The 13,155-nt window shown below is 70.1% G+C and carries 9 protein-coding genes; 2 read left to right on the forward strand and 7 right to left on the reverse strand.

Features of this window, described 5'->3' with window-relative positions; all coding sequences use genetic code 11:
* The 7 genes from IFU11_RS01745 to IFU11_RS01775 form a co-directional block, all read right to left on the reverse strand.
* Positions 1–705, reverse strand: coding sequence for a cyclodeaminase/cyclohydrolase family protein (locus IFU11_RS01745; protein ID WP_192017996.1), 705 nt, complete (start codon positions 703–705; stop codon positions 1–3).
* Positions 706–741: 36 nt separating this feature from the next.
* Positions 742–1,752: a LacI family DNA-binding transcriptional regulator gene (locus tag IFU11_RS01750; RefSeq protein ID WP_192017997.1), complete on the reverse strand. Its 1,011-nt coding sequence runs from the start codon at positions 1,750–1,752 to the stop codon at positions 742–744.
* A gap of 49 nt (positions 1,753–1,801) precedes the next feature.
* A complete protein-coding gene (locus IFU11_RS01755) occupies positions 1,802–4,054 on the reverse strand; it encodes a beta-L-arabinofuranosidase domain-containing protein (RefSeq protein ID WP_192017998.1) in 2,253 nt (750 codons plus the stop codon).
* 2 nt (positions 4,055–4,056) lie between these two features.
* Positions 4,057–6,417, reverse strand: coding sequence for a beta-glucosidase family protein (locus tag IFU11_RS01760; RefSeq protein ID WP_192017999.1), 2,361 nt, complete (start codon positions 6,415–6,417; stop codon positions 4,057–4,059).
* Positions 6,414–7,307 (reverse strand): carbohydrate ABC transporter permease, encoded by an 894-nt coding sequence (locus IFU11_RS01765; protein WP_162852288.1) that lies wholly within the window; start codon positions 7,305–7,307, stop codon positions 6,414–6,416. The genes IFU11_RS01760 and IFU11_RS01765 overlap by 4 nt, the downstream gene beginning before the upstream one ends.
* On the reverse strand, positions 7,307–8,266 hold the full coding sequence (locus IFU11_RS01770) for a carbohydrate ABC transporter permease (protein WP_079705845.1): 960 nt from the start codon (positions 8,264–8,266) through the stop codon (positions 7,307–7,309). Before IFU11_RS01770 ends, IFU11_RS01765 begins: the two co-directional genes overlap by 1 nt.
* An 82-nt stretch (positions 8,267–8,348) precedes the next feature.
* The gene (locus IFU11_RS01775) at positions 8,349–9,608 is read right to left on the reverse strand and encodes an ABC transporter substrate-binding protein (protein WP_192018000.1); all 1,260 of its coding nucleotides are present in this window, start codon (positions 9,606–9,608) and stop codon (positions 8,349–8,351) included.
* Between the two features lie 258 nt (positions 9,609–9,866).
* Here IFU11_RS01775 and IFU11_RS01780 point away from each other — a divergent pair, with 258 nt between their 5' ends.
* Positions 9,867–10,865, forward strand: coding sequence for a LacI family DNA-binding transcriptional regulator (locus IFU11_RS01780; protein ID WP_192018001.1), 999 nt, complete (start codon positions 9,867–9,869; stop codon positions 10,863–10,865).
* A gap of 52 nt (positions 10,866–10,917) precedes the next feature.
* Complete coding sequence (locus IFU11_RS01785) at positions 10,918–13,128, forward strand: alpha-galactosidase (RefSeq protein ID WP_192018002.1); 2,211 nt, start codon at positions 10,918–10,920, stop codon at positions 13,126–13,128.
* Positions 13,129–13,155 lie beyond the last annotated feature (27 nt).

Below are 13,155 nucleotides of genomic sequence, written 5' to 3' on the forward strand. Positions count from 1 at the left end.
CTACGACGCCGCGTCGGTGGGAGCGGCCTCGGGGTCGATCGACGCCGCGAGCCGGTCGATCCGCTCGAGGGCGCGGTCGAACACGGGGACGAGTTCCCACAGGCGCGGCTCGTCGGCGCGGATCTCCTCGAGGGAGCCGTGTGCGCTGCGGACCGAACCGAGATCGAAGCTGACGTTGGTCCGCGCTCCCGTGATCGCCGCGCGGAGTGCACCGATCGCCACCGCCACGTCGGCGATCAACGCCGGGTTGCCGTGCTCGGTCAGCCACGCGAGATCGTCGATCGCGTCGACGGCATGCTCGCCCAGCCGCGCGGAGGCCGCGGCCGCCTCGATGGACGCAGCACGGATCGCCTCGTCGCGTCCGACGCCGGCCGGTAGACGGAAGGCACTGCCGAACGCTCGCGAGGCGTGGGCGTCCTCGTCGGCCAGACGCAGCGCCAGCTCAGAGCGTGCCTCAGCGCGAGCGCGGAGTGCGGCGATCGTCGCCTCGGCCTCGGCCGAGTCCCGCCCGCGCGCGTCCTCGGTGGCGTGCGTGGCTCGGGTGTAGCCGGCGACCATCGCGGTGAGGCCGGCGGCGATCGCCAGCATGAGTCCGGATGCGGCCCCGCCGCCGGGGTTCCCGGTCGCCGTGCCGAGCGCCTGCATCCACGTCGACACGCTCGAGTGCTCCGTCGACACCTCGTCGGTGTCCGCTGATCCCGTCATGGCGACCATTCTCCCGCGTCCGCGTCCGCGTCCGCGTCAGCTCGAGGCGCGGACGATGAGTTCGGTCGGGAACTCCGCGCGGTCCCCCGGGTCCGTCCCGGGCTCCGCCTCGAGGACGAGCTGGACCGCACGCGCGGCCATCGCGCGCATCGGCTGTCGCACGGTCGTCATCGGCGGCGGCATCAACCTGGACTGCGGGAGATCGTCGAAGCCGACGACCCGGATGTCGTCGGGGATGCGGAGCTGCAGCTCTTCAGCGGCGCGGTAGACGCCGTAGGCCATCTCGTCGTTGCAGCTGAAGACGCCGATCGGGAGCCCGCCCTGCCTGAGGAGCTTGCGCACGGAGACGAAGGCGCTCTCCGAGGACCAGGGCGACGAGATCTCCTCGACCGTCGCTCCGTCGGCGTGCCGTTCGACCGCCGCTCGGAAACCGGCCTCCCTCGCACGGCCGAACCGGTACTTCGGCCGGCCGGTGATGATGAGGAACCGCCGTGTCCCCCGCCGGGCGAGATGCCGACCCGCGTCGAAGCCGCCCTGCCAGTCGGTGGACCCGACGCTCGGCAGACTCCGCGCCGGCTCCGCACGCGGATCGAGGAGCGCGACGGGGATGTTGGCCGAGGCGAGGATGTCGAGCTGGGAGACGTTGGGACGGATGAGGCACACGACGACACCGGCCGATCCCCGCGCACGTGCCCGACTGGGCCAGTCGTCGACCATCGACTCGCTCTCCGGCGTGAGCACCAGGTCGTAGTTCGCCGCAGCGGCCGCCCGCCGCACACTCGTCACGACCGTGTTCGCCCAGGGGTCGTCCCACTGACTCATCGCCAGGTCGAGCAGGCGCGGGACCGAGCGAGGTCGGCCGCGACGTTGTGCTGCGCGGTCGTAGCCGAGGTCGTGCGCTGCAGCGAGGATGCGGTCGCGGGTGTCCGGGGATGCATGGCGCTTCCCGGCGAGCACCCGGGAGACGAGCGACACCGAGCACCCCGACCTCGCGGCGACGTCCGCGAGCGTCACGCTGAGGTCGTCCTGCTCCGGCGTCGTCGTCATGGCTCCATGGTCCCGCATCCCGAGGTGCCGTGCGCATCGGCACCGGTGGTCATGCGCCTTCGGCGATCAGCACGCGGAGCTCGGTGCACCGCGGGGTCTCGTGATCCGGCTGCGCGACGAGCGCGAACCGCCGGACACCCCACCCGGCGCTGGTGGGCGTCAGCGGGTACTCCGCCCACTCCAGGTCGTCGTCTCGCCCGCCCTCCTGCGGAGCGACCGGGGTGCCGTCGATCTCCAGGGTGAGACCGTGGCCCGCCGGGTCGTGCAGCCAGGTCACTCTGACGACCCGGCCGAGGAGATGCGGGTCGACGAGCGTCACGGACAGACGATCGGCCGTGCTCCGCCAGCGGATACCACCCACCGCGCCGCTGGCGCTGGCCACCCCCTCGAACCCGTGATCCGCCTCGGGCTGCTGCTCGCCCAGAGCGACCCGGTCGACCGTCCGTCCGTCGATGCTCGCGGCACGTCGGTCCCGCTCGACCAAGGCGGTGCGGCGCCGAGCGACGGCGTCCTCGTCCGCCGTCGACGCCACGGGGAACGTGACGGTGTACCGCGCGTCGTGCAGACCTGCGAACGGTTCCAACGGGATCGGTCCTCGGTCGGAGTCGATCCGGAGTCGCCCGTCGGCGTCCCGGTAGGGCACAGCCGACCGCGGGACGATCGGTGCCGAGGCGAGCGGGGTGAGCGGGCCGACCGCTGTGTGCGGGGCATGGGCGCGGCCGGCCAGCACCACGTCGGTCGGCAGCGACTCGCCACGGGCTGCCAGGACGGACGGACCCCAGAGGAGCGACGTCCAGTCCGAGCCGTCCGGGTACGGTTCCGCACGACCGCCCATTGGGAGCTCGAACGACACGGTGTCGCCGTCGCTCCACTCACGATCCAGGACGAGATGGGCGCGTTCGAGTTCGGCGGTGACCGGAGCGCCGTTGACGAGCAACACCGGTGGCGACACCGTCCACCCGGGCACGCGGACGCGGAGCTGGAACCGCCGCGGGCCCGTAAGCCCGAGGGTGAGTCCGACCACGCCGTCGGACGGGAAGGCCGTCCGTTGCTCCAGCTCGAGACCGAGTTCCGGGATCCGCACGACCGAGGGCGCGAAGAGCTCGACCGACACCGCGTCGTCGTCGAATCGGTACAGCGACTCACCGTGTTTCGCGTGGCTCTCCAGGCCGGTCCCGACGCAGCACCAGAAGCTGTGCTCCGGCGAGGAGTAGACGCGGTAGTGGTCGGGCCGCATCGAGGTGAAGTAGACGAGCCCGCCGTGCTCGGGGTGCTGCGATGACAGGAGGTGGTTGAAGAGGATCCGTTCGAGCGCGTCGGAGATCGCCGGGTCGGACTCGTCGGCGCTGAGGCGTCTGCCGAGTTTGATCAGGTTGTAGCTGTTGCAGGTCTCCGGCCCCTCCCGGTCCTCGGTCATCGGGGTGAAGTCGTCGACGGCGTGGAAGTGCTCCCGGACACTGTTGCCGCCGATCGCGACCGTGCGCCGCGTCAGGATCGTCTCCCAGGCGAACCGCGCCGCACCGGAGAGGGCTGCATCACCATTCCGCGCGGCGAGCGCGGCGAAGCCGACGAACTGCGGGATGCGGGTGTTGGCGTGCAGGCCGGTCAGCTCGTCCGACCGGCGTGACAGCGGTTCGCTGAGGGCGGTGGACGTGAAGCGAGTTGCCATCGTGAGATGGCGGGGGTCGTCCGTGAGGTCGAAGAGGTCGACGTACGCCTCGTTCATCCCGCCGATCTCGGTCTCGAGCATGAGCTGGAAGTGCTCGTCGTCGATCCCCGCGGCGAGTTCCTCCCACCAGGTGGCGAGGCGCAGGACGACGTCCCGTGCCACCTGGTTCCCGGTCAATCTGGCCGCGTCGATGAGACCGGCGTACAGCTTGTGCAGGTTGTACCAGGGCACCCAGCGGCCGGCGCGGAACGTCGATTCGGTGATCCCCGCTGCGACCTCGGCCCAGAGCTCGGCACTCCGAGGGACTCCACCGACGTACCCGGTACCCAGATGGTCCTGTGCGCGGGCCAGTTCGGCGACCGTGTACTCCAGTCGGGAGCGCAGGACGTCGTCCCCGGTCGAGGCGACCATCAGGGAGCAGGCCGAGAGGTAGTGTCCGGCGGTGTGGCCATCGAGTCCGCGCACCTCCCAGTCGTCGTATGACGGCGCCAGGGGCTCGAGACCCGCCTCGCGGAGGAACGGGGCGAGCAGGCGATCGGGTTCGAGGGCTCGCAGGTAGGCGCGGTCGGCCTCCTGCGCCCGGAACAGGGGCCCGCCCGTGAGGGTGACCTGGGAGATCGGGACGAACGGCATGGTCAGGCCTTCCTCGCGACCGCTTCGACACGCCGCCAGTCCACTCGGAGCTCGCGCGGCCCGACCAGCTCCCGCCGGTTGCCGGTCACCTCGATCGTGTGGGTGAGCTGACGGTCCAGGGCCGATGGACCTGCGGACAGCACGTACGTACCCGGTTCGACCACCCGACGGCCGTCGACCCCGGTGAAGGACAAGCGGTCGGCCGACACCGAGAAACGCACCGTGGCCGACGTCCCGGCAGCGACCGTGAGGCGTGCGAATGCGAGCAGTTCGACCGACGGGCGCACGACCGAGGCCACCGGATCCGTGCTGTAGAGCTGGATCACCTCAACGGCGTCCTCGACACCCACGTTCTCGACCGTGACGTCGACGAGGACCTCACCGTCGACGGCGAGGCCCGTCGCGCTCGTGAGCGATCGGTAGCGGACGTCCCCGGCGGTGAGGCCGTGACCGAAGGGGAAGAGCGGCGTGGGGTCGAGCACGCTGATCCCGCGGGACGCCAGACCGAGCGGCGGCTGCAGGTAGGTGCCCGGCATGGCCGGCGAGCGAGGGATCTGCACCGGGAGCCGTCCGCTCGGCTGCACGCGGCCGGACAGCAGGCCCGCGACGGCCGCCGCGCCCTCCTGACCGGGGAAGAACGCCTGGACCACGGCATCGGCTCGGTCGTAGTCCCCCAGCGCGTAGGGTCGCCCGGACAGCACGGTCAGGACGACGGGCGTCCCGGTCGCGAGGACGGCGAGCACTAGGTCGTGCTGGCCCCCGGGGAGGCGCAGGTCCTCGGCGTCGCAGCCTTCTCCCGACGTGCCATCGCCGAACAGGCCCGCGATGTCACCCACGGCCAGCACGACGACGTCGGCCGAACGGGCGGCCTCGACCGCGGCCGGAACGTCCTCCTGACCGGTCTCGGTGATGCTGCATCCCGGTTCGACGACGATGTCAGCCGCGGGGAACTCGGTACGAACCGCGTCCAGGATCGTCGGGATGGTGATGCCGAGATCGTGCCCGGGGTGCTTCGACAGCACGTGGTTGGGGAATGCGTAACAGCCCACGAGACTGCGGAACTGGTCGGCCGCCGGCCCGATCACGGCGATGCGCGCTGGGGGCCGGAGCGGGAGCACGGCGCGGTTCCTGAGGAGGACGACCGACTCCTCGGCCAGACGCGTCGCGATGGCGCGGTTGCGGGGGCCGTCGAGATCGGTCGATGCGGCGTGCTCCGGCACGAGCGGGCCCCCGTCGAGCAGGCCGAGCTCGATCTTCTGCCGCAGGTGCCGGAGCACGGCCCGGTCGACCAGCCGCTCGTCGAGCGCCCCATCCTGGACGAGCCCGACGAGGCCGGCGCCGTAGCCGGCGGTCTCCGGGAGCTCGACGTCGATCCCGGCGGTGAGGGCGAGCGCACCGGCTTCCGCCGCGTCACTCGCGACGTGGTGCATGGTCGCGAGGAACGGGATCGCCCAGTAATCGGCGACGACGGTGCCGTCGAAACCCCAGTCGTCGCGCAGGATGTCGGTGAGCAACTCGACACTGGCACCGGCGGGGACGCCGTCGAGATCGGTGTAGGCGTTCATCACGCTTCGCGCTCCCCCGAGCCGGATCGCCGTCTCGAACGGCGGAAGCACGATATCGGCGAGCTCGCGGCGCCCCATGCTCACCGGGGCATGGTTCTTCGCGCCTCGGGACGCGGCGTAGCCGGCGAAGTGCTTGAGCGTCGCCACGACCCCGGACCGCTCGAGCCCACGCACGTACGCTGCGCCGAGCTGGCCGACGAGGTAGGGGTCCTCCCCCAGCGTCTCCTCGACCCGGCCCCAGCGGTAGTCGCGCACGACGTCGAGGACCGGCGCAAGTCCCTGATGGACCCCGACCGAGCTGAGGTCGTCTCCGATCGCCTCCGCCATCCGCTCCACGAGCTCCTCGTCGAACGAGGCGGCCCAGGCGAGCGGCGTCGGGAAGGCGGTCGCACCGTACGCGGCGAACCCCGTCAGACACTCCTCGTGCGCGATCGCGGGGATGCCGAACCGGTTGCCGGCCACGACCTGCCGTTGTCGTTCCCGCAGGCGATCGACGCCCTCGGCCACCGTCACCGGTTCGGTCCCGAAGATGCGCGTCAACTGCCCGAGGCCACCCGTGAAGTCGCCGGTGGGCGCCGATCCCGGCGCAGCCGGGTCGTCGGAGCCGTCCACGCTCGGCGCGAAGTCGCCCGCCGTGTCGGTGAACCAGACCGAACCGAGCTGGCCGACCTTCTCCTCCAGGGTCATCTCATCGAGGAGTGCTCTCGCCCGCTCGTCGGGTGACGCCCGTCGGTCGTTCCAGACGCCGCGGACGACGCCCGCCGTGGTCGGCGTGACACCGTCGTGTTGCAGGGTCATCCCTTGAACGCTCCGTCCATGATCCCGGTCACCATGCGCTTGCCGACGAAGATGAACGCGATGAGCAGCGGGATGGTGGCCAGGAACGACCCGGCCATCGCCAGGCCGAGGTCGATCGACCGCTGCGACTGCAGGGCCTTGATCGCGATCTGCACCGTGTACATCTCGGGCGACTTCAGGACGATGAACGGCCAGAGGAAGTCGTTCCACGATCCGACGAAGCCGAGCAGTCCCAGGACGAACGCTGCCGGTCGGATGACCGGGAAGACGATCCGCCAGAAGATCTGCCAGGTGTTGGCACCATCGAGTCTCGCCGCCTGGAGCAGCTCGTCGCTCACGGAACTCGAGATGTGCTGACGCATCCAGAAGATGCCGAACGCGCTCGCGAGGCCGGGGACGATGAGTGCCTGGAGCGTGTCCACCCAGTCGAGCGCGGAGATGATCAGATACTGCGGGATCACGCTGAGCTGCGTCGGTACGGTCATGGTGAGGACCACGAGGATGAACAGCGCGTTCCGGCCGCGGAACTCCAGTTTCGCGAAGGCGAACCCGGCCAGGGCGCAGAGCAGGGCCGATCCGACGCCGATCGACAGCGCGACGATGAGACTGTTGATCATCGATTGGATGAACGGCACGGTCTCGAGCACGAGCCCCACCAGGTGGAACAGGTTGTCGCCCGGGTACAGCCGCGGTGGCAGGGTGGTCGCCGTCGCCGAGTCCGTGGTCGCTACGACGAACATGAAGTACAGCGGGAACATGCTCACGATGACGGCGCACACGAGGAGGACGTAGGTGTACCAGGGGATGCGGCCGATCCGGCCGCCGTTCCGTTTCCGGCCGGCGGAGGTCGCGCTCGCCATCAGCTGGGTGGAGTTGAGCGTCTCGGACATCAGCGTCCTCCTCGGGTGCGGGTGGACAGGAAGAAGTTCAGCAGGGCGACGAGGACGACGATCACGAACAGCGCGACGCCGATCGCCGAGCCGTATCCGAACTCGAACTGGCCGAAGCCCTGCTCGTAGAGGAACAGCGTGAGCGTCTGGCACTGTCGTGCCGCACCGCAGGTGAGGCCGGTGGCCGGGTTCACCAGCAGTGGTTCGGTGAACACCTGGAGCCCGCCGATCGTCGACGTGACGATCGTGAACACGATGATGGGACGCAACGACGGGATGGTGATGTAGACGAACTGCTTCCAACCGCCGGCACCGTCGACGGCGGCCGCCTCGTACACGTCGCGAGGGATCGCCTGCAGCGCCGCCAGGTAGAGCAGCGTCGTGTAGCCCGTCCACCGCCAGACCACCATGAGCGCGACGAGGAACCACGAGCCGACCTTGTCGTTGAGGAAGTCGACGTGATCACCGCCGAAGAAGCTGATGAGGTAGTTGAAGAGCCCGTAGTCACGGTCGAACAGCTGGGCGAACACGATCGTGGTCGCGGCGACCGAGGTGATGTACGGCACGAGCATCGCCATCCGGAACCCGGTGGCGAAGCGCAGGCGGACGTGGTTCAGCAGGTGGGCGAGGCCCAGGGCGATGACCAGCTGCGGCACCGTGGAGATGATGAAGATCGCGAAGGTGTTGAGCATCGCGTTCCAGAACCGTGGGTCGGCCGCGAGCCTGGTGAAGTTGTCGAAGCCGATGAAGGTCTGCTGACCGATCGGGTTCCAGTCGAAGAGGGACACCACGAAGGTGAACAGGAGCGGGATCAGGCCGAAGACGGCGAAGATCAGGAAGAACGGGGCGATGTAGACGTAGGGGGCGAAGCGTTCCGGCAGGGTGTTGCGGATCCGCGTCCCGATACCGGGTGGCGACTGTTTCGGCAGCAGCCGAGGTGGGGCGATGTGCGTGGTCACGATGATCCTTCAGGGGCGTTCCGGCGTGTTGCTCGGCCGGAACGCCCCGGGTCGGAGCGGACGAGTGGACGGGGTCGTCGGGTCAGCCGCCGAGGGCGTCCTTCACGGCCTTCATCGCGACGTCCCAGGCCTTGTCCGGTGGGGTGTTGCCGGCTTCGACGTCCGTCACGGTGTTGATCATCGCGGAGCCGATCGTCGCCGTCTCCGGACCGTTGAAGAACGGCTTGAACTCCTGCAAGGACTTGCCGAGCACGGCACCGATCTTCGAGTCGCCGAAGAACGGGTCGGTGTAGTCGGCGATCGCCGTGGACTCGTACGCGGAGACCGTGCTGGGCAGGGCGCCGGTGTCGGTGAAGTTCTGCAGCTGCGACTCGGGTGACTGCATCTCCTTGATGTAGGCCCACGCCGCCTCCGGGTTCGCCGCGCGCTTCGGGATGGCGAGGTAGCTGCCGCCCCAGTTGCCGGCGACCTTGGGCACCGTCGTCACGCGCCACTGGCCCGAGGTGTCGGGCGCGTCCGTCTTGATGCTCTTCAGCATCCAGGAGGGAGCTGCCATCGCGGCGAAGGCGCCGTTGGTCTTGCCCGTGCTCCAGCCAGTGGAGAAGGCGGGGACGTTCGCGGTGATGCCGGCCTCGATCGCCTTGATCGAGATGTCGAACGCCTCCTTCACCTGCGGATTCGTGTCGTACACGAGCTCACCCTCGGGCGTGTAGTACTTCTCGTCGACCTGGTTCACGGTCTGGAAGAAGACCGAGGTGCCGGCGTTGTCGAGGAACGGCTTCCCCGTGGCGGCGACGTACTGCTGGCCGACGGAGATGAAGTCGTCCCAGGTGGGCCAGAGCGCCGCGACCTCGTCCGGATCGGACGGCAGGCCGGCGGCCTCGAAGAGGTCGGCGCGGTACGCCATCGACATCCCGCCCACGTCGGTCGGTACCCCGATGACGGCGTCGTTCTGGGCCACCGCCTGGTCCCAGACCCACGGCAGGTAGTCCCCGGAGATGTCGCCGGCGCCCATCGTGCTCAGGTCGACGAAGTTGTCGGGGTTGGCGACGAAGTTGGGCATGTCGTCCCCCTGGATGAGCACCAGGTCGGGGACCTTGCCGCCGGCCAACGCCGCGGTGAGGGCCTGGGCGGTCTCCTGCGTGCTGCCGACCTCGGTGAGCTTGACGGTGATGTCGGGATGCGCTTCCTTGTACTTCTCGACATCGGCCTTCTGGTTGATGCCCGTGAAGGACCAGAACTGGAAGGTCTTGTCATCGCCGCCGCCGGACCCGGAACAACCGGTGACCAGGGCGCCGACCATGACGGCGACGGTTGCTGCTGCTGCAAGACGGAATTTCACTGGAAATCCCCCTCCTATGCGGGATCGTGTTCCGCGGTGTCGCGCTACGTTGCGGTCACCGGCCGGAGATCGCTCTCCGGCTCGCGCCGATGTCGACTGGATCGGGGAGCATCCGGACCGTTCGGGCGTGGTGATCACCATAGGCAGCGGGGTTCCAGGGCACCAGGGCAATATTGCGCAACTCGGAGACCGCTCTCTCGGATTCTGCGATGCTCGTTGCCAGACCACCGGCAGGTGGACGATCGCAAAGGAGCGAGGATGCGCAAACCGACCCTGGTCGACGTCGCCCGAGAGGCCGGCGTCTCCCGAGCGACCGCGTCGCGGGTCCTCGCCGGTGCCTCGACGGTCGACGCCTCGATGGTCGTCGCCGTGCGCGAAGCGGCCGCGAGACTGGCCTACCGCACGAACGTCGCAGCCCGGTCGCTCGCCGGAGGCAGGACGGGCGCCGTCGCGATCGTCCTCGCGGCGGGCGAGCTCGAACCGTTCTCCGGATCGTTCGTCGCGGCACCGCTGAAGGGCGCCACCGCCGCGCTCCTGTCGGCAGCCCAGCAGCCCGCGCTCTTCCTCGCCGACCCGCGCAAACTCGACGCGCTCGTCGCCTACCTGGCGGCGCACTACGTGGACGGGGCGGTGGTGATCCTGCAGCACGAGATCAGCACCATCACCCAGGCGCTCGCCTCGGTGGACCTCCCCATCGTCTTCGTCGGCCGCCCGATGGGTGAGCACACGGAGGACGTCACCTTCGTCGACTCCGACAACTACGCCGGCGGTCGGCTCGCGGCCGAACACCTGATCGCGCTCGGACGCACGCGGATCGGCGTCATCTCGGGCCCCGCCGACATGGCCGCGTCCAGCGACCGTGTCCGAGGCTGGCGGGACGTCCTCACCGAACGCGGCCTCGACACCCGTGCGGTCGCCCGAGGCGACTTCACCATGCCGAGCGGGTCGTCGGCCATGGCACGGTTGCTCTCCCGGTACCCGGACCTCGACGCCGTCTTCGCGGGCTCCGACCTCATGGCGGTCGGCGCGATGCGCGTCCTCGAGGCCAGTGGACGCACGGTCCCGGACGACATCGCGCTCGTCGGATTCGACGACACGGTCGTCGCGGCAACCGCGGAGCCACCGCTGACCTCGGTCCGTCAGCCGTTGGAGCAGATGGGCAGGGTCGCCGCGGAACTCGTCATGGAGCTCATCGCCGGCCGGACGACCGCTCCGCGCTGGCTCGACACCACGCTCGTCGTCCGGGACTCAGCCTGACCTTCGGCCCACCGGCCGTCACACCCGCTTCACCGACCGCTTCGGAGGAACCATGTCCGACCTCTCAGCGACGTTCGAACACCGCGTCGTCCATCTGCAGTGCGACGGCGTCTCCGTCGTCCTCGTCCAGCACGGCACCCGCCTCCCGACGATCGCGCACTGGGGTGCCGCCGTCGATGCCGACGACCTCGAGTGGCTGGCCGCGGCCGCAGCCACCGTGCGCGGCGACCTCGTCGACGGATCGGACGCGCCGTACGAGCCGAGCCTGTTGCCCGAGCACGCGTCGGGCTGGTCGGGTCTCCCCGGCCTCCGCGCGCATCGCGCCGGGACGGCCTGGTCGTCGCGCTTCGACGTTGCCTCGGTCGAGGTCGACGGGGCGGCCCTCCCGGCCGGCGAGGTGCGGCAGTACGGCGCCGCGCTGGTCGAGGTGACCGCGCTCGACGACCAGACCCGCATCGCTCTCCTCGTGGCGATCGAACTGACACCGACCGGCCTGCTGCGCACGCGCGTGACGGTCACGAACCGGGGCGACGACCTCCTGGAGGTCGAGGGTGTCGTGCCGGCCCTCCCGATCCCGACCTCGGCTCGGGAGATCCTCGACTTCGCCGGTCGGTGGGGCAACGAGAAGCTCCCGCAGCGGCTTCCGGTCACGACCGGGACACACCTCCGCGAGTCGCGGCACGGTCGCCCCGGTCTCGACGCCACCGGGGTCACCGCGATCGGAACACCGGGGTTCGACAGCCGGACCGGTGACGTCTGGCTGTGCCACGTCGGTTGGAGCGGCAACCACACGATCGGCGTCGAACGCACCGACGGACACCTCGCGTTCCGTGGCGGCGAACTGCTCCTGCCCGGCGAGGTCCGACTCGGCCCTGGTGAGGACCACCGGACCCCATGGGTGTACGGGGCCTACGGCGTCGGCCTCGACGCCGCCTCGTCGCGGTACCACCGTTGGCTGCGCTCGACCTCGCGGGCGGCTCGGCGTCCGCGCCCCGTCACCCTGAACGTCTGGGAGGCTGTCCTGTTCGATCACGACCTCGACGTCCTCTCCGAGTTGGCGACCCGGGCCGCGGCCATCGGCGTGGAGCGCTACGTGCTCGACGACGGATGGTTCCGCGGACGTCACGACGACACCCGCGGCCTCGGCGACTGGACACCGGACCCCGAGCGTTGGCCGGACGGTCTCGCGCCGCTCGCCGACCGGGTGCGATCACTCGGCATGGAGTTCGGGCTGTGGTTCGAACCGGAGATGATCAACGAGGACTCCGACCTCGCACGCGAGCACCCGGACTGGATCCTGCGGGCGAGGGACGAGCTCCCGTCGCCCGTCCGGCACCAGCAGGTGCTCGATCTCGGCAATCCGGCGGCCTTCGACCACATCCTGCAGGCGATCGACACGCTGGTCGTCGAGCTCGGGATCGCGTACCTGAAGTGGGACCACAACCGCGACCTCGTCGATGCCGGCCATCCGTCGACCGGGCGGGCGGCCGTGCACGACCAGACCGAAGCCCTCTACCGGCTGCTCGACGAGCTCCGATCACGGCACCCGCACCTCGAGATCGAGAGCTGCGCGTCGGGCGGAGGCCGCGTCGACCTCGGCATCCTCGGACGGTCCGATCGCGTCCACACCTCCGACAACCACGACTCGATCGAGCGGGCCCGCATGCTCCGGTGGACGGGGCTCCTCGTCCCGCCCGAGATGCTCGGGTCGCACGTGGCCTCGGCCAGATCGGCCACGACCGGACGCACGCACACGCTCCACACCCGGTGCGCGATCGCGCTCCTCGGGCACTTCGGCGTGGAGTGGGATCTGCGCGAGCTCGACGATGCGGATCGGATGACCCTCTCCAGGTGGATCACCGTGTTCACGCGTCATCGCGGACTCATCGCCACCGGCCGCGTCGTCGGCGACGGCGAGTGGGACGACGACGCTCCGACCCTGCGCGGGGTCGTCGCGGAGGACGGCACCACCGCGCTGTACACCCTCGTGACTCCCCCGCGGTCGGCCGACTCCCGTCGTCGGGTCCGCCTTCCCGGACTCCGCCCGGACGGTCACTACCGCCTCGCCGTCGCGCAGGACGACTCCCTCGGCCCGCGCTGGGTGATCCCCCAGTGGCTCCGGGATGCGCCGCCACTCGACGCCGACCCGGCCACGCTCGTGGCGGCGCCCGTGCTGAGCGGTGGCCAGCTGGCCGTGATCGGCCTCGACCTCCCCACCTTCCAGCCCGACCGCGCGATCACGATCCTCGTGACCGCCGTCTGACCCTCGACCCGCTGCACAGAACAGGAC

The organism is Plantibacter sp. CFBP 8804 (assembly GCF_014841225.1).
Lineage (GTDB): Bacteria > Actinomycetota > Actinomycetes > Actinomycetales > Microbacteriaceae > Plantibacter > Plantibacter auratus.

Excerpts from the sequence above, each read along its gene's own strand:
- IFU11_RS01755 (WP_192017998.1), bottom strand. The coding sequence starts at position 4,054 with ATGCCGTTCGTCCCGATCTCCCAGGTCACCCTCACGGGCGGGCCCCTG.
- IFU11_RS01785 (WP_192018002.1), top strand. The coding sequence starts at position 10,918 with ATGTCCGACCTCTCAGCGACGTTCGAACACCGCGTCGTCCATCTGCAG.
- IFU11_RS01780 (WP_192018001.1), top strand. The coding sequence starts at position 9,867 with ATGCGCAAACCGACCCTGGTCGACGTCGCCCGAGAGGCCGGCGTCTCC.
- IFU11_RS01760 (WP_192017999.1), bottom strand. The coding sequence starts at position 6,417 with ATGACCCTGCAACACGACGGTGTCACGCCGACCACGGCGGGCGTCGTC.
- IFU11_RS01750 (WP_192017997.1), bottom strand. The coding sequence starts at position 1,752 with ATGACGACGACGCCGGAGCAGGACGACCTCAGCGTGACGCTCGCGGAC.
- IFU11_RS01765 (WP_162852288.1), bottom strand. The coding sequence starts at position 7,307 with ATGTCCGAGACGCTCAACTCCACCCAGCTGATGGCGAGCGCGACCTCC.
- IFU11_RS01745 (WP_192017996.1), bottom strand. The coding sequence starts at position 705 with ATGACGGGATCAGCGGACACCGACGAGGTGTCGACGGAGCACTCGAGC.